Origin of the sequence: Roseovarius sp. MBR-6, assembly GCF_040547525.1 — a bacterium.
Taxonomy (GTDB): domain Bacteria; phylum Pseudomonadota; class Alphaproteobacteria; order Rhodobacterales; family Rhodobacteraceae; genus Roseovarius.
Genome location: NZ_JBEPPW010000003.1, coordinates 89,345 through 111,095, shown reverse-complemented (window position 1 = coordinate 111,095; position 21,751 = coordinate 89,345). Strand labels below are relative to the sequence as shown.

Annotated in this window: 20 protein-coding genes; 16 read left to right on the top strand and 4 right to left on the bottom strand. The window is 66.8% G+C overall.

The window, feature by feature from the left end; translation table 11 throughout:
• The first annotated feature begins 297 nt into the window (after positions 1-297).
• The 5 genes from ABIE57_RS05075 to ABIE57_RS05055 all read left to right on the top strand — a co-directional run bounded on the left by ABIE57_RS05075 (position 298) and on the right by ABIE57_RS05055 (position 7,747).
• Positions 298-2,190, top strand: a complete 1,893-nt coding sequence (locus ABIE57_RS05075) for a multicopper oxidase family protein (RefSeq protein ID WP_354537926.1) — start codon at positions 298-300, stop codon at positions 2,188-2,190.
• Positions 2,191-2,230: 40 nt separating this feature from the next.
• The gene (locus tag ABIE57_RS05070) at positions 2,231-3,019 is read left to right on the top strand and encodes an SCO family protein (protein WP_354537925.1); all 789 of its coding nucleotides are present in this window, start codon (positions 2,231-2,233) and stop codon (positions 3,017-3,019) included.
• A 70-nt stretch (positions 3,020-3,089) separates the two neighbouring features.
• A complete protein-coding gene (locus tag ABIE57_RS05065; RefSeq protein ID WP_354537924.1) occupies positions 3,090-5,195 on the top strand; it encodes a hypothetical protein in 2,106 nt (701 codons plus the stop codon).
• Positions 5,196-5,273: 78 nt separating this feature from the next.
• Positions 5,274-6,074, top strand: coding sequence for an SCO family protein (locus ABIE57_RS05060; RefSeq protein ID WP_354537923.1), 801 nt, complete (start codon positions 5,274-5,276; stop codon positions 6,072-6,074).
• Positions 6,074-7,747 carry a c-type cytochrome gene (locus tag ABIE57_RS05055; RefSeq protein ID WP_354537922.1) on the top strand — a complete coding sequence of 558 codons (1,674 nt, stop codon included), beginning with the start codon at positions 6,074-6,076 and terminating at the stop codon, positions 7,745-7,747. The genes ABIE57_RS05060 and ABIE57_RS05055 overlap by 1 nt, the downstream gene beginning before the upstream one ends.
• 77 nt (positions 7,748-7,824) lie before the next feature.
• On the opposite strand, the gene ABIE57_RS05050 is transcribed toward ABIE57_RS05055, so the two are convergent.
• Positions 7,825-8,583: a prepilin peptidase gene (locus ABIE57_RS05050; RefSeq protein ID WP_354537921.1), complete on the bottom strand. Its 759-nt coding sequence runs from the start codon at positions 8,581-8,583 to the stop codon at positions 7,825-7,827.
• A 101-nt stretch (positions 8,584-8,684) separates the two neighbouring features.
• Between ABIE57_RS05050 and gspG the strand changes: the two genes are divergently transcribed.
• From gspG to ABIE57_RS05015, 7 genes are read left to right on the top strand one after another with little or no spacing between them, the layout of a single operon-like run.
• Positions 8,685-9,149, top strand: coding sequence for a type II secretion system major pseudopilin GspG (gene gspG, locus ABIE57_RS05045; protein WP_354537920.1), 465 nt, complete (start codon positions 8,685-8,687; stop codon positions 9,147-9,149).
• Positions 9,137-9,613 carry a prepilin-type N-terminal cleavage/methylation domain-containing protein gene (locus ABIE57_RS05040; protein WP_354537919.1) on the top strand — a complete coding sequence of 159 codons (477 nt, stop codon included), beginning with the start codon at positions 9,137-9,139 and terminating at the stop codon, positions 9,611-9,613. Before gspG ends, ABIE57_RS05040 begins: the two co-directional genes overlap by 13 nt.
• Positions 9,610-9,966, top strand: a complete 357-nt coding sequence (locus ABIE57_RS05035; protein ID WP_354537918.1) for a hypothetical protein — start codon at positions 9,610-9,612, stop codon at positions 9,964-9,966. Before ABIE57_RS05040 ends, ABIE57_RS05035 begins: the two co-directional genes overlap by 4 nt.
• Positions 9,963-10,571 carry a type II secretion system protein GspJ gene (locus ABIE57_RS05030; RefSeq protein WP_354537917.1) on the top strand — a complete coding sequence of 203 codons (609 nt, stop codon included), beginning with the start codon at positions 9,963-9,965 and terminating at the stop codon, positions 10,569-10,571. Before ABIE57_RS05035 ends, ABIE57_RS05030 begins: the two co-directional genes overlap by 4 nt.
• Entirely contained in the window at positions 10,568-11,491 is a 924-nt protein-coding gene (gene gspK / locus ABIE57_RS05025; RefSeq protein WP_354537916.1) for a type II secretion system minor pseudopilin GspK, read from the top strand. The genes ABIE57_RS05030 and gspK overlap by 4 nt, the downstream gene beginning before the upstream one ends.
• Positions 11,488-12,672 (top strand): type II secretion system protein L, encoded by a 1,185-nt coding sequence (locus ABIE57_RS05020; protein WP_354537915.1) that lies wholly within the window; start codon positions 11,488-11,490, stop codon positions 12,670-12,672. The genes gspK and ABIE57_RS05020 overlap by 4 nt, the downstream gene beginning before the upstream one ends.
• Positions 12,669-13,178 (top strand): type II secretion system protein M, encoded by a 510-nt coding sequence (locus ABIE57_RS05015; protein ID WP_354537914.1) that lies wholly within the window; start codon positions 12,669-12,671, stop codon positions 13,176-13,178. The genes ABIE57_RS05020 and ABIE57_RS05015 overlap by 4 nt, the downstream gene beginning before the upstream one ends.
• Positions 13,179-13,237: 59 nt before the next feature.
• On the opposite strand, the gene ABIE57_RS05010 is transcribed toward ABIE57_RS05015, so the two are convergent.
• Positions 13,238-13,741 carry a hypothetical protein gene (locus ABIE57_RS05010; protein WP_354537913.1) on the bottom strand — a complete coding sequence of 168 codons (504 nt, stop codon included), beginning with the start codon at positions 13,739-13,741 and terminating at the stop codon, positions 13,238-13,240.
• Positions 13,742-13,927: 186 nt separating this feature from the next.
• On the opposite strand from ABIE57_RS05010, the gene gspD reads away from it, so the two are divergent.
• From gspD to ABIE57_RS04990, 4 genes are all read left to right on the top strand, one after another.
• Entirely contained in the window at positions 13,928-15,871 is a 1,944-nt protein-coding gene (gspD, locus tag ABIE57_RS05005; RefSeq protein WP_354537912.1) for a type II secretion system secretin GspD, read from the top strand.
• A gap of 2 nt (positions 15,872-15,873) precedes the next feature.
• A complete protein-coding gene (locus ABIE57_RS05000) occupies positions 15,874-17,322 on the top strand; it encodes a GspE/PulE family protein (protein WP_354537911.1) in 1,449 nt (482 codons plus the stop codon).
• On the top strand, positions 17,319-18,527 hold the full coding sequence (locus tag ABIE57_RS04995) for a type II secretion system F family protein (protein WP_354537910.1): 1,209 nt from the start codon (positions 17,319-17,321) through the stop codon (positions 18,525-18,527). The genes ABIE57_RS05000 and ABIE57_RS04995 overlap by 4 nt, the downstream gene beginning before the upstream one ends.
• 371 nt (positions 18,528-18,898) lie before the next feature.
• Positions 18,899-20,164, top strand: a complete 1,266-nt coding sequence (locus tag ABIE57_RS04990; protein ID WP_354537909.1) for a glutamate-5-semialdehyde dehydrogenase — start codon at positions 18,899-18,901, stop codon at positions 20,162-20,164.
• Between the two features lie 23 nt (positions 20,165-20,187).
• Here the strand turns inward: ABIE57_RS04990 and ABIE57_RS04985 are convergent, their stop codons facing one another.
• The gene (locus ABIE57_RS04985; protein WP_354537908.1) at positions 20,188-20,796 is read right to left on the bottom strand and encodes an inner membrane-spanning protein YciB; all 609 of its coding nucleotides are present in this window, start codon (positions 20,794-20,796) and stop codon (positions 20,188-20,190) included.
• A 13-nt stretch (positions 20,797-20,809) separates the two neighbouring features.
• Positions 20,810-21,712: an EamA family transporter gene (locus ABIE57_RS04980; protein WP_354537907.1), complete on the bottom strand. Its 903-nt coding sequence runs from the start codon at positions 21,710-21,712 to the stop codon at positions 20,810-20,812.
• Positions 21,713-21,751 lie beyond the last annotated feature (39 nt).

Sequence of the window (21,751 nt, the reverse complement as noted above, 5' to 3'; positions counted from 1 at the left end):
GATCATGAAGGCCGCCTTGCGGACATAAAAGGAGCGCGAGCTCACAGAAGATTGATCAAAAATCAGTGCGCCCATGGGCGTGCGCGGGCCACACATTACTCACCCTACCGGCCTGTCCCCACCTCTCGAGCGCTTGCTCGATCTGTAAATAACAAGCCCCGGCGCTGGAGCAGGGGGTTGTGGTCTAAATGGGGCTTCGGCCCTTCTCTCTCGCGGCATGTCTGGCGCGGGGCGGGTGGCGGTTTGCCGTTGCTCTTGGTTCATATTTCAAACGCTTTTTCTGCTGGAGGACAAAGCATGAAACGAAGAGATGCATTGAAGCTGGGCTTCGGTGCGGCTGGCGCGACCGTTGCGGCAACGCAAGCTGGCGCGGTCGAGATCGAACAATGGCCGGACAGTGCCGAAGAGGGGCTGCCGCAAACGGGCCTTGTGTTCCCCGACACGTTCCAACCGAGCATCGTGGTGGAGCCGAGCCCCTATGTGGAGCCGTTCACGGCACCGCTCAACATCATGCCCGTGGCCCAACCGATCGACCCGGCGACGTATGATCCGCCGATCGATCCGGAGCGCCACCAGCGCTTTGACGAATTTACCCCGCAAAAGCATTACCAGGAGACGATCAGCGAATTCCGCTGGAAATATCACTGGCAGCCCCCTTACGGCGATGGCACGCCCGGTGTGGTCGGTCGTGGCGGTGATCCCGAGGTAGGGTCGTGGCACTGGGGTTTCAATGGCATCACGCCGGGTGAGACCTATCACGCCCGCTATGGCGAGCCGGTTTTCCTGCGCCGTAACAACATGCTGCCGCCGGTCGGTAGCGGCCAGATCAAGTTTGCCGTGCCCTCGCCGACGATCCACCTGCACAACGCGCATACCGCGTCCGAATCCGACGGAATTCCGCAGGATTTCTTCAACCCCGGCGAATTCTGGGATCACCATTACGCCAACTTCCCGGCAGGCTCTCCGGGTGGCTGGAGCTATGACAACACCGAGATCATGAATACCCTCTGGTATCACGATCACCGGCTCGATTTCACGGCAACCAACGTTTATGCCGGGCTTTCGGGGTTCTATCTGCTCTTCGACGAGCGGGACTCGGGCGACGAGACCGATCCCAACCCGCGCGCCTTCCGTCTGCCCTCGGGCAAATACGATGTGCCGCTGATCATCCATGACGTGATGTTCACGTCCGAGGGTCAGGCACGGTGGGATTTCTTCCTGCCGGACGGCACGCCGCCGACGGTCGCGGCACGGCCCGCACCCGTGGATGTGGGCAACTCGCAGGACACGCCCGACAGCTACGACTCGAACCGGCTGCAATACACCACGCAAGGCATGATCGGCGACCGGATCACCGTGAACCGCATCATCCAGCCCTATCTTGACGTGGACCGGCGCAAGTATCGCTTCCGCGTTCTCAACGGCGGGCCATCGCGGCTCTATCGCATCTATCTGCGGGTCATTCCCGGCGATGGCAGCGCGCCCTATAACGACACCTTCACCGTGCTGACCAATGACGGCAACCTGCTCGAGCGGCCGCTCGTCATGGACGAGGTGCTGATCTACGTGGCCAACCGGTTCGACATCATCGTCGATTTCTCGCGCTACGAGCCGGGCGACAAGGTCCGGTTCATGAACCGCATGGAAATCCGTGACGATGGCGCGGGGCCGACCGGCTACACCCTCTCGGAAGACGAGGCCATGGGCGTGATCGAGTTCCGGCCGCAACCGGGCGACGTGTACGATCCTTCGCTTATCCCGTCGACGATGCGCAAGCTGCCGGAAATCCGCATGTCCGAAGTGCGCCGCAAGCGGCTCTTTGTCTTTGACTACGACAACGGGCTCTGGACGGTGAACGGGCGGCTGATGGATCCCAACCGCGTGGATGCCAAGATCGAGCAGGGAAGCGCCGAGATCTGGACCTTCCGCAACGAGGGCAGTGCCTGGGCGCATCCCGTGCATACCCATTTCGAAGAGTTCCAGATCCTCGAGGTCAACGGGCGTCCGCCCTCGGCCATCGAGCGGTCGCGCAAGGATGTCGTTTCGCTCGCACCGGGCGACGAGGTGACCTTCTTCGGCCGCTGGCGCGACTTCCTGGGTAAATACGTGATGCATTGCCACAACGTCGTTCATGAAGACCACGCGATGATGATCCGCTGGGACATCGTCGAGCCGGGTCAGGGCGACTGAGCAGGCCTTAGGGATTTCTCTGATAGAGAGAGGACAAGACATGACCAACAGACGTCAATTCATGGCGAGCCTGCCGGTCGCGGCGGCTGCGGGGATGACGGCGGGGTTCTACACCACGCCCGGATCGTCGCAGGAACGCGCGGCAGCAGCCGCCGAAGAGGCCCGTGCGCGCCTTCGGGCGGTCGCGGCCAATATCGGCCCCAACGACACCCCAATCCTGTGCAACCCCGTCGACAGTGGCGGCGTCATCAACCCGGATATGCGCCACGCGTTTCCGAATGTGATGATGGTCAACCAGGACGGTCTCGGCATGGCCTTCTACGAGGGCTTCATCGAGAACAAGGTGGTGATGCTCCACTTCATGAGCCTGCGCGATGAGGGCCATCTGCCGATCACGCGCAATGTGGGCAAGATGGTCGAGGCACTTGGCGACAAGGTGGGCCGCGATGTGTTCGTGTATTCGATCACCCGCGATCCCAAGCACGACACGCCTGCCCGCATGGCGGCCTATGCGCGCGAGTTGAACGCGCCCGAGGGCTGGCATTTTCTCACCGGCACGCCGCAGCATTGCGCCGATCTCGCCTTCCGGATGTATCGCATGAGCCATGCGACGCTGCCGGGCAAGCGCAAGGTCGATGTGGTGTTCTACGGCAATGGCGGCGTGGGTCTTTGGGGCACCATGCCTCATGACATCCGCCCCGACGATGCCGCCGAGCGCGTGACCTGGGTGATGCCGGGGGCATTGCCGGAACCGGGCGCAAAGCCGCGCCGGGCCGGGCCTCGCGTGCTGAATGCCAGCGATCCGCGCAGCCACAACCGCGATGTGTGATTGCGGGCCCCGGATTTTCGGGGCCTGAAAGCCATTTGAAACGGAGACAAACCAAATGTTTCGCAAATCCATGAGATGGACCGCGGTGATGGCTCTGCCCGCCGTGGCCACGATCGGGGGCCTTCCCGCCTGGTCGCAGGACCTCGGACCGGTGCCCGCTCCGGCGCTGAACCCGTCGATGCTCAATGCGGCCTGCATCGACATGTTCAATTCCGGTCAACAGCCCCGGTTGCAACTTGAATCGCGCCGCGACAACGCGGCCCGCGATCCGGTTACGTATGAGTTGCTGAGAAACCCGGACGACACGCCTGTGCGCGCGGCCACGGTGACCGAGATCACGACGGCAAGCGGGGGGCACGTGTTTCCCGTAAATCCGGATTATCCGAACGGGGACAGCTTTTCGCCGAACCCGTCCAACCTGCTCCCGACGGTGTATGAGAACGCGCGCAGTTGCAGGGGCAACGAGATCCCCAACACGCTGCCCTCGACACCGGAAAATCCCTACAACCTGCACGACGATCCGGTGGTCACGACCATCGACAAGACCTCGCCGACCGATGATCTTGACTGGATCCTCGACCAGATCGAGGCCATGTCAGAGCCGCGCCGCATCTGCCGCAGCACGCCGCGGTTCAGTTTCTGCTACGAGATCCCCGCGCGCGTGAACACAGGCCAGCTTCGTCAGCTTGCCCGGCACGCGGTCGATATCATCGAGGGCAACACGCTGCGCGGAGAGCTTCGGGGCCGGGAATATGAGGGCTTTCCGCTGCTGAACTATCTGGGCGGGCTCAAGACCAAATCGGTTGATCCGGTCACCAAGACGGTCGAGATCAACCAGCTCTGGTTCGACACGCATGTCCTGTCGGACACGGCCTATGTCGATCCGACCGTGGTCAACGACGAGGAATGGACGATCAAATACAACGTAAAGATCCTCAACCGTGGCCACGAGGATTTCGCGCCGTTCACGATGTTCTATGAAGATCCGTCCGAGCTCAACCTTTCGGATATCGGCGGCCCTGACCTGACCATGGGCGGCACCGTTGTACCGCGCGTCGCCAATGTGGGCATGGACCAGACCTTCTTTCCGATGGAAGAGGGTCAGGAATACACGCTCAACATGAAGATGCCGCCGGCGCGGTTCTGGAACCTCAGCTATCACTGGGGCTGGCGGATCCACCCGCCCAGGGTTCAGGTGACCGAGAACGTGCTTGCACCTCTGGCCGATGGGCGTCCGCGCAACGCCGAGGAAATCCGTGTCTTTGGTGAAAACCCGCGTCAGAACCAGAAGACCAAGCTTAATGCCATCGCCCAGATCGGTGACACCGCTCCTGCCAAGCGCATGTGGCGGATGTTCAGCGAGTTGGGTGGCGTGAACGGCCAACGCCCGAGCTTTGGCCTGATCAACGGCTCTTCGGTGCGTGCGCGTGCTGAGTTGATCCGTCAGGCCTTCGAGGACTGGCAGAACCGCAACCGCCTGCCCACCGGCTATGACATGGACCCCGATTACGATCTGACCGTGGTCTACCTCAACAACCGGATGTATGGCCAGCTCAGGGACCATGACGGCCGGGCCGAGGTGCGCATGAAGGATGAGCAGTGGAGCAAGCGCGGCGATCAGCTCAAGATCAAGCTGCTCAACGGTGACTACTTCCTGCACACCTATGTTCTGGTGGATTTCGGCGGGCTGCGCGGGTGGGAAAATACCTTCCACAACACGCTGCCTGTCGGCGGGGCGGGGCCGCTCTTTACCTTCGGTCGGGTGCACTGGTGGGTGCATACTGCGGGAAGTGGCCCGGTCGCCGTGCCCCCGGCGCAGCGTCCATCGGCAAGTGTCGGGCCGCTCGCGTCCCGTGCCACGGGCAACAGCGCGGTTGTAAATGCCAAGGCCAATGCCGTGCTTGCGAAGGGCAACGCCGGACAAGCCAAAGGCAACGCCCAAGCCAAAGGCGCCGCCTCGCTCTTCCGGGGCCAGGCAGGCAACCCGCAAGGTCCCGGCCCGCACCAGTTCGGTGCCTGGGGCGGGCTGATGATCCCGACGGCGGATTACGTCAATACCGACGGCGTGGGCGAGCATGACGTGATTGTCAACTTCACCTACGAGCCGTCGCGCCGCCTTCGGATCTACCAGTTCGACGCGCTGCATCACGATCAGGCCGTGTGGTCGGTCCACTGATCTTTGATCCCGGCACCGGCGGTCCTGCCGCCGGTGCCAACCGCCGACAAATTACTCATCGCCACCATGGAGGTATCCATGACCATTCTGAAACCGATTTCAGCCACAGTCCGCATCGCCGCCCTGGCGCTTGTCGGGACGGGTTTTTTCGCGCCGTTGAGCGCGCAGGCCCATGACGGCCACAATCACGGCGCGCCCAAGACCAGCGCTCATTCTGGCCAGGATCACAGTGGCCATTCCGCGCAGCAGGATCATTCCGGCCATCAGGATCATTCGGCCCATCATGGCCATGCCGCCGCCGACCACCGGATGCCCGGCCATCTTGGCATGGACGAGGGCAATTCCGAGCGTGCGATGCGCCCTGACGGCTTTCAATACAAGCGCGGCAGCCACGCCTATAGCGCCCCCGCCATCACCCTGCGCAACCAGAATGGCCAAAAGGTCGCCTTTGACGAGCTTCTCGCATTCGACGGCCCGGTGCTCTTGAATTTCATCTTCACAAGCTGCTCCACCATCTGCCCGGTGCAGAGCGCCACCTTCGGCCAGACGCAGGAAGACCTTGCCGCCATCGACCCCGATTACCTGATGGTGTCGATCTCGATCGACCCGGAATACGATACGCCCACAAGGCTGCGCGAATATGCGGAGTTGCACGCGGCCAAGGACAACTGGGTGATGCTGACCGGAGGGTTCGACGATATCTTCCAGGTCGTGCGCGCCTTTGACGCCGTCTACAAGGGCGAGAACAAGATGTATCACCGCCCGCTGACCTTCCTGCGCGCCAATGGCGATGCGCCCTGGCTTCGGATCGAGGGGCTTCTCGGATCCGAGGAACTTGCCGGGGAATATGCCCGGCTTGTGCGCCCCGAGGTGAACTGATGCAAGCAGGGTTCATGCGGGTTGCGGCTCTTGCGCTGACGCTTGCACTTGCCCCGCTTGGCGCGGGCGCGGGGCAGGCGGGCGATGCTGCGGCGGGCAAGCGGCTCTACTGGGAGGGGATCGGTGCCGATGGCGCGCCCGTTCGCGGGGTGACCCAGGGCGACGTGGCCGTGTCCGGTGCTCAATTCTCCTGCGTCTCCTGCCACCGTCCAAGCGGGTTCGGCACCTCGGAGGGGGGCAATTACATGCCGCCCATCATCGGCAGCGTGCTGTTCGAGAAGAAGGCGCTCGACCGCAACCGCAATTTCAAGGAGCTTTACCAGGAGGTGCAGCCGCCCGGTTTCTGGGCGCGGGTGCGACAGCCCCGGATGCGGTCCGCCTATGACGAGGCTCTGCTCGCGCGCGCGCTGCGCGAGGGTGTCGATCCGGGCGGGCACGACCTTGACCCGATCATGCCGCGCTACGAGCTTTCGGCGCAGGACGTGGCCAATCTCGTCGCCTTTCTGCGCACGCTCTCGGCCGAGATTTCGCCGGGGGTAGAGGCGCAGGATATCCACCTCGCCACCGTCATCGGCCCCGATGCCGACCCGGACGAGGCCGCGGCGATGCTGCGCACGATGGAGGCCTATGTCGACTGGATGAACAAGGATACGGCGGTCGACACGCAAAACCCGACCTTTTCACCCAATTACCGGTCGAACTTCATCCCGGCCTATCGCTACTGGAAACTGCATGTCTGGCGTCTGAGCGGTCCGCCCGAAACATGGCGCGCACAGCTTGACGCGCTCTATGCCGAGCGGCCCGTGTTCGCGACGGTGAGCGGTCTGGTCGAGGGGCCGTGGGACGAGATCGGGGCGTTTTGCGATGACATGCGGATGCCGTGCCTCTTTCCCAACACCGAATTGCCGACACCGGGTGAAGGGCGCTACGGCTATTCGGTGTTCTTCAACCGTGGTGTCGCGCTGGAGGCCGAGGCGCTCGCCATCCATCTCAGCGATGAGGAGCAACCGCCCGCCCGCGTGGTCCAGCTTCATGCCGACGCGCCGAAAGGCACTCGCCCCGCCGAGGCGTTTTCCGCGACGATGGCGCGGATGCTGCCCGATGTGCCGGTCGAGACGCGCGGCTTTGCGGATGCCGCAGGCCTGAGGGCTGCGCTCGCGGGGCTTGGCGCGGATGATACGCTGGTGATCTGGCCCGAGACTGCGGCCGAGGCCGTGGCAGTGCTCGCCGATACCCGGCCACCCGCACGGCTGTTCCTGCCCTCGGCAGTGCAGATGGAGGCCGCGTCGGGCCTGCCCGAGACGATGATCCCGCGCACCCGCGTGGTCTGGCCTTACGAGCAGCCCGGTGCCTATCACCCGCGCAAGTTCCGCGTGCGCGCCTGGATGAATTCGCGCCGTCTGCCGATCACCCATTCGCATACGCAGATGCAGACCTATTACGCGATGACGATGCTGGAGTTTGGCCTCATGCATGTCATCACCGATTTCTACCGCGATTACGTGATGGAAATCGTCGAGCACCTCGCCGAAAGCGAGTTGAATGTCGGCACCCATCCCGAGCTTGGTCTCGGGCCGGGACAGAGGATCGCCTCCAAGGGCGCCTTCATCGCCGAACTGGCCCCCGAGACGCGGCTGGGCTACCGCGTGGTCAGTGACTGGATCGTTCCCTGAGGTTTTGAGTAATGGGCCACAGGGGACGTAGCGGGCGGTGGGGCAACCTGCCGCCCGTGCCTTTCGGGGCCCTTGTCTCAGTAAACGCTGCCCCTCGCCGCGAGCAGCCAGACCGCGCCCGCCGCCGCCGCGAGATACGCCCCGAAGGGAATTTCTTCGGCACCGGTCACGTCTTTGGCCACGGCGCGCCGCCGCAGCACCGTCAGCGTCATTGCCGCGAGCGCGGCAATGAGGGCGACAAGCGGCAGCGCCACCCATCCGAGCGCCGCGCCGAGCCCGGCCATGAGCTTGACATCGCCAAGACCCAGCCCCTCGCGTCCGCGCAATGTGGCATATCCAAGCCGGATCGCCAGAAATGCGCCCGCGCCGGCACCTGCGCCGATCAGCCCTTCGGCCAGCGCGCCGCCCTGCGAGGCCATCGCCAGCCCGACCGCCAGCAGCGCCGCGTTGAGCGGATCGGGCAGGCGAAACGCCGCCAGATCGCACAGCGCCAGCCCCATGAGCAGCCACAGAAAGAGCGCCCCCAACACCATCTCCCACGGGGTGGCCGCGACCCATATGGCCACGGACGCCAGCGCGACACCGGCAAGTTCGGCGTAATAAAGCCGTTTCGGGATAGCCGCCCCGCAGGCACGGCAGCGCCCGCCCAGCCGGAGCCACGAGAGCACCGGCACCAGATCGCGCCAGCCGATCCGCGCTCCGCAGGTGCCGCAGGCCGAGGATTGCGCCACGATGCTTTGTCCGCGCGCCAGCCGATCCGCCCACGCGGCGAAGAACGACCCCAGCGCCGCCCCGCTCAGACAGAGGAAAACCGCGAGCGGAAAGGTCTCGGGCATCACGGCCCTCCTGAAAAATGACCGGCGCGGCGATTGCCAGTGACGCGCCCGTGACGTATGATTCCCGCAAGAGCCTAGCGCATTTCAAAGGCAGAATTACCATGCAAATCAATAACTCCTCCATCCCGTGTGCAAACCGCCCCGCCGCGCGCGATGCGGGCTTTTCGCTGCTCGAACTGATGGTTGTCGTGGTGATCATGTCGATCCTTGCGCTTGTCGTGATGCCGCGTATCATCGACCGGCCCGATCAGGCGCGCGTGGCGCGCGCGCAGGCCGATATTTCCTCACTTTCCAGCGCGGCCAAGCTCTACAAGCTGGACAATTTCCGCTATCCGACCACCGAACAGGGGCTTGCTGCCCTCGTCACCCGCCCCGCGACCGAGCCGGTGCCGACCAACTATGCGCAAAACGGCTATATCGACCGCCTTCCCAAGGACCCCTGGGGCAACGATTACCAATACCTCTCTCCCGGCGTGCATGACGAGTTCGACATTTTCACGCTTGGTGCGGATGGTGTCGCGGGCGGCACCGGGCTTGATGCGGATATCGGGTCATGGGACGGGTGAGGCACGGCGGCGCGGCAGGGTTTTCGCTTCTTGAAATGGTCGTGGTGGTCGCGGTCATGGCGACGCTGACGCTGGCCGCGACGCTCTCGGTCGGGCGGCGGTCCGGGCCTTCGGACGCGGCGCATTTCGCGGAGGCCTATGGCGCGTTGATGGATGCCGCCCTGCTCGGGCAGGAGGCGCGGGGGCTGCGCGTAATGTCCGGGGGCTGGCAGGTCCTGCGGCCCGTGAGGGCCGGGCAGGGCTGGCAAACCTCTGGCCCGGTTCAGAAATTCCGCGATGCGGTGGTGTTTGAGGGAACGGATGGGCCGATCCTTGCGCGCGAACGTCCTGATCCGCCCGTGCCCGATCTGGTGTTTCTGCCGGATGGCAAACTGACCCCTGTCACCGTGCGTTTCACCACCGGGGGCGTGGTCACGCTCTGCCGTGCGGTGCCGCTCGCGGGTCTTGACTGCGGGGCGCAATGAGCGGCGCGTCCACACGCGGCATCACGCTTTTGGAGGTTGTTGTGGCCGTGCTCGTGCTGGCCATGGCGACCATGGCCGCGCTGCGCAGCACCGAAAGCGCGACGCGCGCGCTTGGCGGTGAAAGCGCGCGCGCGCTTGCGCTTCAGGTCGCGCTCAACCGGGCCGAGGAATACCGCCTATACGGCGCGCGCGTGGCGGGCGCGCTGCCGCGCGACCTGTCTGGCGGCTGGCGACTTGAGATCGACGAAGAGCCGACGCGTGCGGGCTTTGTTCAGGCCACGATCCGCGCCCGCGGGGCAAGCGGGCCGGGCGCGCAGGTCATCGTCATCGCGCGCCTTGACGTGACGCCATGAGGGGCGAGCGTGGCCTGACCCTGCTGGAACTGGTCGCTGCCATGGCGATTTTCGCGCTGGTCGCGGTGATGGGGCTGCAAACCCTCAGCGGCATGTTGCGCGCCCGCGACAGCACCGGTGCCGCCGCCGAGAACGCGGCCGCACTCGCCCGCGCGCTGGTGCTTCTGCGCGCCGATCTGAAATCCGCCGCCGATCTTCGGTTCTGGCCGCCCGAAGGGTTCGAGCCCGAGCCACCGCTCTTGGATCGCAGCGCCGAAGAGGGCTGGTTCGCCCTTTCGACCGAGGCCCGTGCGGTGCTGCCCGAGGCGCAGACCGCCGGGACCGAACGCGTCATCTGGCGGCATGACCGGGCAGAGGAGCGGCTCTTGCGGGCGGTCTGGCCGGTGATGCGCCCGGCCTCCGACCTGGCCCTGTCGCCCGAAACGGGTGTCCTTGACCATGTGTCCGGGCTGCGCCTGCGCGCCTATGCGGGGCCAGAGGACGGGTGGATCGCGGGGTGGGGCCAGCCGGGCGAGGAGGCCCGCCAGCGCCTGCCGCGTGCTATTGAAGTCACCCTCGAATCAGAGCTTTACGGACCGATCGCGATCCTGGTGGCCCTGCCATGAGGGGGGATCGCGGCATCGCGTTGCTCAACGCGCTGATCATGGTGGCGGCGATTGCGGCGCTGGCGGCTGGCCTCATGCTGCGCGCCAGCGCGAGCCTTGATCGCGCGGCGCACCTTCAGACCAGCCAGCAGGCCGCGCTTCATCTTGATGCGGCGGTTCTGCTTCTGGACCCGGTCTTGCGCGCCGACTGGCTGCGCGCGCCCGAAATCGACCACCTGAACGAGCCATGGGCGCGCCAGCCCATCGAAGCGCAGATCGACCGGGGCACGCTCACCGGCCAACTTTCTGATCTTCAAGGGCGCTTCAACGTCAACAGCCTTGCCAATGCCACTGATGGCGCCGCCGCGCGCGCCTTTGAGCGGCTGTTGCGGCGGCTTGGCCTGCCGGTGGTGCTCGGCTCCGAGATCGCGGGTTTCGTGCAGCCGCGCGGGCCGGTGCGCGCCGCCGATTACGTCAACCGCCCGGTGCCGGTGAAGGTGGGCACCGGGGCGGTGGACCGGGTCGAGGCGCTGCGCCTTGTGCGCGGTATGACAGAGGCGCATTACCTAGGCCTTGCGCCTTACGTGGCGGCGCTTCCGCCGGGCACGCCGCTCAATGTCAACACCGCCCCGGCCGAGGTGCTGGCTGCCGTGCTGCCCGCCGCCAACCCCGCCAATATCGCGCGGCTGCTGGACGAGCGGGCCCGTGCGCCCTTCACCAGCCCCGCCGATTTCGCGGCCCGCGCAGAGCGCCTCATTCACCCGCGCGTGATCGCGCAGGCCGAGGCCGCGGCGGGCGGTTTCGCCACCCGCACCCGCTGGTTCGAGGCGCGCTTCGATCTGGCGCTTGACGGGCGCGTGCAAAGCCGCATCCTGACGCTGGAACGCGCGCCCCTCGATGGGGCGGTCACAATAGCTCACCGCCGGATGATCCTGCCATGACCCTGCCATTCCGCCGCAAGGCCCGCCCCGAGACGGCCCTTGTCCTGCACGATCTGAGCAGGGATGCGCCGCTGCCGGAGCGGGCTTTCGTGTTGCGGGTGCCGGGGGCCGAGGTGCCGCTCTTGCCGCTCGATCTGCCGCCGGGCCTCAAGGGGGTGGCGCGCGAGCGTGTGGCGCGGCGTCAGGTGCGCGATGCGATCGGGGCCGGGCCCGAGATGCGCCCCGCCCGGCTTGGTCCCGCGCCAGAGGGCTGGCGGCGCATGCTGGTGGTGGAGACGAAGGCGCGCGGGGCCTGGGCTGCGCGGGTGGCCGGAACCGCCTGCCGCGCGGTGCTGCCCGATTATCTCTGCCTGCCTGCAGCAGCGGGGCTGTGGGTGATCGAGACCGAGGGCGAGGGCGAGGGCGTGCGCGCGCGCCTTGGTCCCGAGGACGGGTTTGCCGCCGAGCCGGATCTGGCACTGGCACTTCTGGAAGAGGCGGGGAAGGCCGCGCCGCCGCGCGCGGTGCTGCGGCTTGGTCCGGCCCTTGCCGCGCTTGATGCATGGCTCGCGGGGCAAGGCTGGCCGGTGGCGGCGACACCCGAGGCGCTTGCGCCGGATCTTGCGCCCGCGCGCTTTGCCCATGGCGAACTGACGCTCGATCTTGCCCGCGACCCCGAGGCCGAGCGCTCGGCGATGCGGCGCGGCCTTGGGCACATTGCCGCCGCGCTGGTGCTGGCGCTGACGGGCTTTGGCCTCTGGGCGGCTTCGGTGCAGATCGAGACCGAGCGGCTTGCGGCGCAGGGCCTTGCCTACCGGCTCAATGCCGAACGGCTGGCGCGCGCCGGGCTGATCCCGTCGGGGCCGATCCTCGATATCCGCGCGCAGGTCGGTCTGGCGCTCGAGCGGGCCGCCGCGCGCGCGACGCAGATCACCGCCGAGCCCCGCCCGCTCGAGGCGCTGCGCCTTGCGGGGGCGGTGCTGGCCGGGCATGAGCTTCGCGTCACCCGCGCGGGCTATCAGCCCGGCGCAGGGCTGGTGATCGACCTTGAAATCGGCGATTTCGCGGCGCTTGATGCGCTCATGGCCGCGCTTGCCGCCGCCGGGACCGAGGCGCGTGTAACGCAATCGGTCGCGCGCGAGGGGGCAGGGGTCGAGGCGGTGCTGGCGCTTGACGCGACTGTGCCGGGGGCTGGGCCATGAGCGCGCTTTTCGACCGTCTCGCCGGTCTGATGCTGGAACGGAGCCGCCGCGAGCGTCTGGCGCTGCTGGCGCTTCTTGTCATCGGTCTGCCGCTTTTGTTGCTGCAAAGCGTGGCCCTGCCGATGCTGGAGCGCCAATCGGCGGCGCGCGCGGCGCTGGCCGAGGCGCGCATGACCGAACTTTGGGTCGCCGAACAGGCCCTCACCCATGCGCGTCTTGCCCGCGACGCGGGCACGTCGCGTGCGCGGGCCACGACCGCCATCGGCATCAGCGGGATCGAGGCGGGGCTGCGGGCGGCGGGATTGCGTGAGGTGGTGAGCGAGCTGGCCAATACCGCTGATGGCGGCATAACGCTGCGCTTTGACGCCGTCCGCTTTACCGCGCTGGCCGAATGGCTCTCGGGGCAGAGCGGCGTCTGGGGCTACGATCTGGCCGGCTTCGCCTTCGAGCGCGGCGCGCGTGAGGATGTGGTGGCCGCCGACCTGCGGCTGGTGCCCGCGCGGTAGAACCTTGTCGCACTGTCGAACCGAACAAGTTCATCACCTTCCTCTGAAATTGCCTTGTATCACCCCCGCCGCAGGCTGCCCGCGATCTCGTCGCGGCGGCTCTGCATCGCGCCCAATGGGTCAAGCGACGGGTCGAGTCGCAGCATCTCGGCGAGCGCCGCCTCGGCGCGGCGCAGTTTGTCGGGCGCGGCGCGGCCTGCGCGCATATCGGCGAGCGCACTCTCGTGCAGCGCCGTGCCCTCCACCGCGAGCGCCGCCGCTCGGTTGCTGCCCGATTGCCCGCGCGCCACGGCCCCGGCCTCCGCTGCCGCCTCGTCATGGCGATCGGCGCGCAAGAGCGCATGGGCATATTCAAGCCGCAGCCGCGGCTCCAATGGCCCCGCCGACGGCAGAAGTGCCGCGTAGTTGCGCGCGGCAAGATCGTAATTCCCGTCCTCCAGCGCCTTGCGGGCACCCTCATATTTTCTTTGAAAGTCAGCGCCCTGACTGATCGCCCCCGGCTCACAAGCGGCAAGAGCCAACAGGCTCAGCCCAAGTGCGATACCTCTTTTCAATCCATCCATCAAATTCGCCTGTCCGATCTTACCGGCGCAACCTATCACGCCGTCGTGAGGGCTGCCCATGGAAAAATCACCCCCGCCATCCCTTCGGTTTCCCGTGGCATGGACGGGGAGGATCGGCTATCCTCACACATATGTGAAGTCCTTGTGATCATCCTATTTGCGGCAACCGATTTCCGAAAGGCTCCCATGACGCTCCACCGCCTTTTATCCGTGCTCGTCGCTCTCTGGCTTCTTTTGCCCATGCCCGGCGCGGCGCAGGTCTCGCTCGATCTGCGGGACGCGAGCCTGCGCGACTTCGTGCAGATCGTGGCGCAATCGACCGGGCGCAACTTTATCCTTGATGATCGGGTGCAGGGCTCGGTCACGGTGGTCGCGCCCAATGCCGTGACCCCGGCGGCGATTTACGAGATTTTCCTCAACGTGCTGGAGTTGAACCGCCTCACCATCGTCGAGGGGACCGAGACCGACCGCATCGTGCCGCTCGACGTGGCGCGCGAGCTTGCCCCCGGTGATGCGCGCGCGCGGCGCGGCGGCGATTTCGAGACCCGCGTCATCACCCTGCGCAACAGCCCCGTCGAGGAGGTGGCCGAGGTCATCCGCCCGCTTCTGCCCGGCGAGGCGGTGCTCTCGACCGTGCCCGAGGCGGGGCTGATGATCCTGTCGGACCGGCGCGAGAATTTCCAGCGCATCGTGCAGCTTGTGGACCGGCTCGACACGCCGTCGCGCAATGCCATCGAGACCATTCCGTTGCGCAGCGGCAAGGCGTCGGAAATGCTCGGCGTGATCAATGCGCTCTCCATCGCGCCGCCGGGCGCGAGCCTCTCGGCCGATCCGCGCTCCAACGCGCTGATCGTGTCGGGCACGCCCGAATTCCGCGACCGCGTGCGCAGTGTGGTGGCCGAGTTGGACAAGCCGCAGCGCAGCATCGCCACCGAAGTGGTGCGCCTCAACTATGCCGATGCCTCCGACATGGCCGAGGTGATCCGCCAGAGTTTTGGCGGTGGCGGCGGCACGGCAGAGGGGGCCGTGACCTCGTCCGAGGGGATTACGGTGGTGGCCGAGACCTCGCAGAATGCGCTGATCGTCACCGCGCCCACCGACCGGCTTTCCGACATCGTTTCGGCGGTGCGCGGGCTGGATCAGCGGCCCGATCAGGTGCTGATAGAGGCGGTGATCTTCGAGCTTTCGGTGGAGAGTTTCTCGGATCTGTCGTTCCAGTTCGGCGGCGTCATTCAGGATGCGACTGTGGGCGGCGTCGAATTCGCCATTCCGGGCCGCCCGACGCTGACCAGCCTTGTGACGACCGTGCTTGCGGGCGGCCAGCCCACCGGCGGCGGCACCGGCGGCAGCATCGCGGCCTTCGACCGCTCCAACGGCATCGGCGGCTTCATCGCGGCGCTGGCCTCCAAGAGCTCCACCCGCTTGCTCTCGACCCCGTCGATCCTGACGCTGAACAACCGTGAGGCGGAGATCATCGTCGCGCAGAACGTGCCCTTCGTGACCGGCAGCTTTTCCACCGTGGGCGACAGCGCGGTGCCCAACCAGCCGTTCCAGACCATCCAGCGGCAGGATGTCGGCCTGACCCTGCGCGTGACGCCACAGATCACCCGCGACAAGACCGTGCGCATGGAGTTGCGACAGGAAGTGTCGAACCTGACCAATTCCGCCTCTGCCGCCGGGGGCGAGATCACCTCCAAGCGCGAACTTTCGACCAACGTTCTGGTGCGCGACGGGCATGTGATCATGCTGGGCGGCCTTCTGGAAAACGGCTCGGGATCGATCAACCAGCGGGTGCCGGGGCTGAGCGAACTGCCGCTGCTGGGGCGGCTCTTCAAGGGGCGCTCGACCTCGCAAAACCAGCGCATCCTGCTGGTGATGCTGCGTCCGCGCATTCTGTCGAGCGACGCCGAGGCCGCCCGCGAGACACGCCGCCTTGCACAGGAGGCGCGCCGCGCCTCCGCGCTCATCGCGCCGCCCGATGACGGCACCTGGCCGCAACAGTCCGACCAGCTCTTGCCGTTCGACGGGGTCAACCTCAACCAGCCGTTCGATGCAAATTTCATCGACCCGGCGGCGCGGGCGCGGCGGCTGCCGCCCTTGCCCTCGCGGCTCACCTTCGCGGATCGCTAGGCATGACCGCGCCGCCCTTGCCCTTTGCGCTGGCCCGAGACATGCAGGTGCTGATCGAGGGCGGGCGGCTCGTGGCCGGACCGGAGGCGGGCGCGCTCGGGCTCCGCGAGGCGCGGCGTCGCGCCGGGGGCGCGCTCGGCCTGGAAAGGCTCGGTGCCGAGGCGTTCGAGACGCGCCTTGCCGCGCTCTACCGCGACGACGGCACCGAGGCGGGCGAGGACGGGCTGGCCTTCGATCTGGAGGAGGGCACGGGCGGACAGGGGCCGCGCGACCTTCTGGAGGCCGACGAGGAGGCCCCGGTCATCCAGCTTGTGAACCAGCTTTTGCGCCGCGCGGTGCGCGCCAGTGCGTCCGATCTGCATGTCGAGCCGCACGAGGCGGGCCTGCGCGCTCGGATGCGGGTGGACGGGATGCTCCAGACCGTGCTCGACCGGCGCGACGTGCCGGTGCGGCGCGTGGTGTCGCGGCTCAAGGTCATGGCGGGGCTGGATATTTCCGAAACCCGCCTGCCGCAGGACGGGCATATCGCGCTGCGCCTTGGCGGGCGGGCCATTGATGTGCGCGTCTCTACCCTGCCGGGAAACTATGGCGAGCGGGTGGTGATGCGGCTGCTGGATCGCTCCGCTGGCCTCATGCCGCTGGAGCAGCTTGGCCTGCGCCCCGATCAGGAGGCGATCCTGACACGCATGGCCGAGCGACCCAACGGCATCATTCTTGCCACCGGGCCGACCGGCTCGGGCAAGACGACGACGCTCTATTCGCTCTTGCAACTGGCCAATGACGAGGTGCGCAACATCCTCACCGCCGAGGACCCGATCGAATATGATCTGCCGGGGATCAGCCAGACCCAGATCAATTCCGAGATCGGCATGACCTTCGCCGCCGGTTTGCGCGCGGCGCTGCGGCAGGACCCCGACATCATCCTCGTGGGCGAGATCCGCGACAAGGAGACGGCGAGCATCGCCGCGCAGGCCTCGCTCACCGGGCATCTGGTGTTTTCCTCGCTCCACGCCAATGGCTCGGTCGGCGCGGTGGTGCGGCTGCGCGATCTGGGACTGGACGATTTCCTGATTGCCGCGACGTTGCGCGGGGTGATCGCGCAGCGCCTCTTGCGCAAGCTCTGTCTGGAGTGCCGCCAGAGCGCGGCACCCGACCCCGAGGCCGCCCGCCACTTCACCGCCGCCGGTCTGCCCGTGCCCGAGCGGCATTATACCGCGCGGGGCTGCGACACCTGCAACGGCACCGGCTATGCGGGCCGCGTCGGCGTGTTCGAGATCCTCGAAGTGTCCGAGGAGTTGCGCGCGGCCATCGACGCCGGTCAATCCGAGACCGAGATGAAACGCGTGGCGCTGCCGCCCGAGCAGACGCTTTTCGGGCAGGCGCTGCATCAGGTCGCGGCGGGCAGGACCAGTCTGGCCGAGGCGCTCCGGGTGGTGGGTGACGCCCTGTGAGGGCCTTTGCCTATACCGCCTTCACCGCGACGGGCGCGCGCAAACGTGGCACGCTGGTGGCCGAGAGCGAGGCGCAGGCCGCCGATCTCCTGCGCGGTCAGGGCCTTTTCGCCGAGGCGATCACCGCCAAGGGGGCGCGCGCCCGCCGTCCAGCGTTTGGACGCCGCACCCGGCTCAATGCTGATATGCGCGCGGTCTTTACCCGCCAGATGGCGGTGCTTTTGTCGTCGGACCTGACCGCCGAAACCGCGCTCGAGACGATCCGCGCCTCGGGCACCGCCCCCGTGATCGAGGCGGCGGCGGCCGAGGCCAAGGCCGCGTTGATGGACGGCCAGCCGCTCTCGACCGCGCTCGAGATCGCCGGGGCGGGGTTTCCGCGCTTCTACATCGCGGCGGTGCGCGCGGGCGAAGGATCGGGCGATGTGGCCGCCGTGTTCGAGGGGCTGGCCGATTATCTCGAATCGGTGGGCGCGGACCGCGCGCAACTGGCCACGGCGCTGATTTACCCGGCCTTTGTCGCGGCGGTCTCGCTTCTGGTGGCGGGGGTCCTGATGGTGAATGTCGCGCCCGAGATTGCCGCCATGTTCGCCGTCACGGGGCGCCCGCTGCCGCCGCTCACGCAATTCGTCATGGGGATCAGCGATTTCGTCCAGGCCAATGCGCTTGCGCTTGGCTTTGGGACGGCGGGGCTGGTCCTTGGCATCGTTTTCGCGCTGCGCGTGCCTGCGATCCGCGACCGCTGGCACGGGGTGGCGCTGCGCCTGCCGGTGGTGGGGCGGCTCATGCGGCTGTCGGCGGCGGCGCAATACCTGCGCACGCTGGCGTTGGTCATTTCCAGCCGTCAGGCGGTGGTGGATGCCGCCGCCTCGGCGGGCGAGGTTCTGGTGATCCGCCGCTTTCGCGCCGAGGCCGAGGACCTGGCCGAGGCGGTGCGGCGCGGCGAAAGCCTGAGCCAGGGCCTTGCGCGGATGAGCCTTGTGCCGCCCGTTTGCCGCCAACTCATTGCCGCGGGCGAACAATCGGCGCGGCTGGGACGGATGACCGAACGCGCGGCGGTGCTGGTGGAGTCGTGGCTCACCAACGAGCGCAAGCGCGTCTCGGCGCTCATCGACCCGCTCCTGATGCTGGTGGTGGGGGCGATGGTGCTGGTGATCGTGCTGGCGATCCTCTTGCCGATCTTCGATCTGCAATCGGCGGTGGGTTGAGGGGCGGTTTTTGGCCTTGAGGGGACGGTCGCCTCCTGTCCCCCGCGCGGAATCAAGGCGTGCTTGCACGCCGCCGCGCGAGCGCCCGACCCCCGGGCGGGCGCTTTTGCAACGAGGCACACCCGCGCAATTGTTCAAGTATTTGGCACCATAAAGCGCTCACCAAAACCGTTGCAGCGCCCACCTGCGGTCGGGCCCTCGCGCGGCTCCCCCAATATCCGCTCAAGGCAATCATTACCCCCGCGCTCTCCCGACCCGGCACGCCCCTGTGCAGCCGGAAGGCCAAGTCCCGATCCCGAACGCAAGCGGGGCGTTGCGGGCGGGTGCGGGGCTGCGGTATAAGGGGACCTCAGCAGCGGAAGGCCAAGCCGATGAAGGATCTTACCGACATTCCCGCCGTCATGGCCGAAATCGGCGCGCGCGCCCGCGTTGCAGCGACGGAACTGGCGACAGCGACGCCCGAGGCCAAGCAGGCCGCGCTCGAGGCCGCTGCCGATTGCGTCTGGATGCGGCGTGACGACATCCTTGCCGCCAATGCGCAGGACATGGCGGCGGGGCGCGACAAGGGGCTGACGCCCGCCATGCTCGACCGGCTGGCGCTTGACGAAAAGCGGCTCTGGGGGATTGTCGAGGGGCTGCGCGCGGTGGCCGCGCAGGAGGACCCCGTGGGGCAGGTCATCGCCGAATGGGACCGGCCCAATGGCCTGCATATCCGCCGGGTGCGCACGCCTTTGGGCGTGATCGGCGTGATCTATGAAAGCCGTCCCAATGTCACCGCCGATGCGGGCGCGCTCTGTCTCAAGGCGGGCAACGCGGTGATCCTGCGCGGCGGGTCAGAGAGCTTTCACTCCTCCGCCGCGATCCATGCCTGCCTTGTCGAGGGGCTGAGCGCCGCCGGCCTGCCCGAGGATGCCATTCAGCGCGTGCCGGTGACCGACCGCGCGGCGGTCGGGCTCATGCTGGGCATGACCGACCATATCGACGTGATCGTGCCGCGCGGCGGCAAGGGCCTTGTGGGCCTCGTGCAGCGCGAGGCGCGGGTGCCGGTCTTTGCCCATCTCGAGGGCATCGTGCATATCTATCTCGACGCCGAGGCGGACCCGGAAAAGGCGCTGAAGGTGGTGCTCAACGCCAAGACCCGGCGTACGGGGATTTGCGGGGCCGCCGAGTGCCTGCTCATCCACCGCGACATTGCAGATACCATCGGGCAGGGCGTCATCCGCGCGCTGATCGACGCGGGCGTGGAGGTGCGCGGCGATGCGGTGCTGCAATCCGTCCCCGGCGTGACGCCCGCCAGCGACGAGGATTGGGGGCGCGAATATCTCGACAGCATCATCGCGGCGCGGGTGGTCGATGATCTTGACGCCGCCATTGCCCATATCCGGCGCTATGGCTCGAACCACACCGATTGCATCGTGACCGAAGACGCGGCGGCGGTGGCGGGCTTCTTTGCCCGACTCGACAGCGCGATCCTGATGCACAATGCCTCGACGCAATTCGCCGATGGCGGCGAGTTCGGGATGGGCGCGGAAATCGGCATTGCCACCGGCAAGATGCACGCGCGCGGGCCCGTGGGTGCCGAGCAACTGACCAGCTTCAAGTATCTGGTGACGGGCGACGGGGCGGTGCGGGACTAGCAGGCGCGCGCAAAGGCTATAGGCTAGTCCTTGGGTGCATCCTCGGGCGGGGCGTGGTCCCGGAACAGACGGCCCTGCGTCATGAAGAACACGAAAATCGCCGCCGTCAGGCCGAATGTCTTGAAATAAACCCAGATTTCCTCGGCCTGCGTGCGCCAGATCGCCTCGTTGAGCACCGCGAGCGCGAAGAAGAACAGCATCAATCGCCTCGTCAGGATCATCCAGCCCCGGTCGGTGAGGGGCATCACCCCCTCCATCACCACCTGAAGCCAGGATTGCCCGCGCAAAAGGCCGATTCCCAGCACCCCGCCGAACAAGAGGTAAATCAGCGTCGGTTTCATCTTGAAGAAGCGTGGATCGTTGAACCACACCGACAGCCCGCCAAAGACCACGATCAGAACCGCCGTGACCACCTGCATCCGGCTCAGATGTCCGGTCAACCGCCACAGCAGCCCCATTGCCAGCAGAAACACCGGGATGAACCCCGCGGTGACGACGATGAACCCGGCATATTCGGTCCCCGCGATTTCGAACGTGCGATCCTTGAGCCAGAGGTAGGCCGCGAAAAAGCCGAGGATCGGGCCGAATTCCAGCGCCGGTTTCGCCCATTTCGGGGCAGGGGTCTCGGTCATGCGATGTCCTTTCTCAGCCACCAAACTCAACTATCACCGCGCCCGCCGCGATCAAGCCCATAAGGGCGATGCGGCGCGGCCCCACGGTTTCCTTCAGCACCAGCCAGCCGATGAGCGCGGCAAAGACGGTCGAGGTCTCGCGCAGCACGGCGGCTTGTCCCACCTTGTCGAGCCGCGTGGCCAGCATGATCGAGCCAAACGAGAAGAACGCCACCACACCCCCCGTCACGCCGCGCGCCATCAGCGGCCCGAGCGCGGGGCGCGCCGCCATGGCGCGCCAGCGGGCATAGGCGATGGGCAGGATCGACAGCCCGTCGAGCATGAAGAACCATGCCAGAAACGTGAACGGATCGGCGCTCGCACGGATGCCATAGGCGTCATAGGTGGTATAGAGCGCGACAAAGATGCCGGTGGCCACGGCAAGGCCAAGCGCAAGCGGCATGGTCTCGCGTTGCAGCACGTAATGGCGCAGGTTGTAGAGGGCGAGGCCATAGATGCCGCAGAGCAGCACCGCGACGCCGCCCCATTGCACGGGTGTGAACCGCTCGCCGAAGATGAGCCATGCCCCGATCACGGTAAAGAGCGGCCCGGTGCCGCGCACCACCGGATAGACCACCGTATAGGCCCCGCGCGAATAGGCCATGGCCTGAAGCACCTTGTAGCCGATATGGATCAGCACGGCACCCGCGAAGATCGGCCACATATGCGGCTCGGGCCAGGGCACGACAAAGAGCGCGAAAGGCGCGGCCATGAGGCAATAGCTGGCATCGATCGCGCCGCGGCTGAGCCACGGATCGTGCCGCCCCTTTTGCAGCGCGCCGAAGATGGCGTGGAGCAGGGCCGCGAGAAGCGCCAGCGCTGTGGCGAGCGTGCGCCCCGCTTCGGTGCCTTCGAGCGAGATCAGCCAGGCGCTCATTGGATGGCGAGGCCCCCGGAGCGTATGTCGAAATGGGGG

What these genes read in the sequence shown, in the direction of transcription:
- ABIE57_RS05075 (WP_354537926.1), top strand. Translation starts at nt 298, where the DNA reads ATGAAACGAAGAGATGCATTGAAGCTGGGCTTCGGTGCGGCTGGCGCG.
- ABIE57_RS05070 (WP_354537925.1), top strand. Translation starts at nt 2,231, where the DNA reads ATGACCAACAGACGTCAATTCATGGCGAGCCTGCCGGTCGCGGCGGCT.
- ABIE57_RS05065 (WP_354537924.1), top strand. Translation starts at nt 3,090, where the DNA reads ATGAGATGGACCGCGGTGATGGCTCTGCCCGCCGTGGCCACGATCGGG.
- ABIE57_RS05060 (WP_354537923.1), top strand. Translation starts at nt 5,274, where the DNA reads ATGACCATTCTGAAACCGATTTCAGCCACAGTCCGCATCGCCGCCCTG.
- ABIE57_RS05055 (WP_354537922.1), top strand. Translation starts at nt 6,074, where the DNA reads ATGCAAGCAGGGTTCATGCGGGTTGCGGCTCTTGCGCTGACGCTTGCA.
- ABIE57_RS05050 (WP_354537921.1), bottom strand. Translation starts at nt 8,583, where the DNA reads ATGCCCGAGACCTTTCCGCTCGCGGTTTTCCTCTGTCTGAGCGGGGCG.
- gspG (WP_354537920.1), top strand. Translation starts at nt 8,685, where the DNA reads ATGCAAATCAATAACTCCTCCATCCCGTGTGCAAACCGCCCCGCCGCG.
- ABIE57_RS05040 (WP_354537919.1), top strand. Translation starts at nt 9,137, where the DNA reads ATGGGACGGGTGAGGCACGGCGGCGCGGCAGGGTTTTCGCTTCTTGAA.
- ABIE57_RS05035 (WP_354537918.1), top strand. Translation starts at nt 9,610, where the DNA reads ATGAGCGGCGCGTCCACACGCGGCATCACGCTTTTGGAGGTTGTTGTG.
- ABIE57_RS05030 (WP_354537917.1), top strand. Translation starts at nt 9,963, where the DNA reads ATGAGGGGCGAGCGTGGCCTGACCCTGCTGGAACTGGTCGCTGCCATG.
- gspK (WP_354537916.1), top strand. Translation starts at nt 10,568, where the DNA reads ATGAGGGGGGATCGCGGCATCGCGTTGCTCAACGCGCTGATCATGGTG.
- ABIE57_RS05020 (WP_354537915.1), top strand. Translation starts at nt 11,488, where the DNA reads ATGACCCTGCCATTCCGCCGCAAGGCCCGCCCCGAGACGGCCCTTGTC.
- ABIE57_RS05015 (WP_354537914.1), top strand. Translation starts at nt 12,669, where the DNA reads ATGAGCGCGCTTTTCGACCGTCTCGCCGGTCTGATGCTGGAACGGAGC.
- ABIE57_RS05010 (WP_354537913.1), bottom strand. Translation starts at nt 13,741, where the DNA reads ATGGATGGATTGAAAAGAGGTATCGCACTTGGGCTGAGCCTGTTGGCT.
- gspD (WP_354537912.1), top strand. Translation starts at nt 13,928, where the DNA reads ATGACGCTCCACCGCCTTTTATCCGTGCTCGTCGCTCTCTGGCTTCTT.
- ABIE57_RS05000 (WP_354537911.1), top strand. Translation starts at nt 15,874, where the DNA reads ATGACCGCGCCGCCCTTGCCCTTTGCGCTGGCCCGAGACATGCAGGTG.
- ABIE57_RS04990 (WP_354537909.1), top strand. Translation starts at nt 18,899, where the DNA reads ATGAAGGATCTTACCGACATTCCCGCCGTCATGGCCGAAATCGGCGCG.
- ABIE57_RS04985 (WP_354537908.1), bottom strand. Translation starts at nt 20,796, where the DNA reads ATGACCGAGACCCCTGCCCCGAAATGGGCGAAACCGGCGCTGGAATTC.
- ABIE57_RS04980 (WP_354537907.1), bottom strand. Translation starts at nt 21,712, where the DNA reads ATGAGCGCCTGGCTGATCTCGCTCGAAGGCACCGAAGCGGGGCGCACG.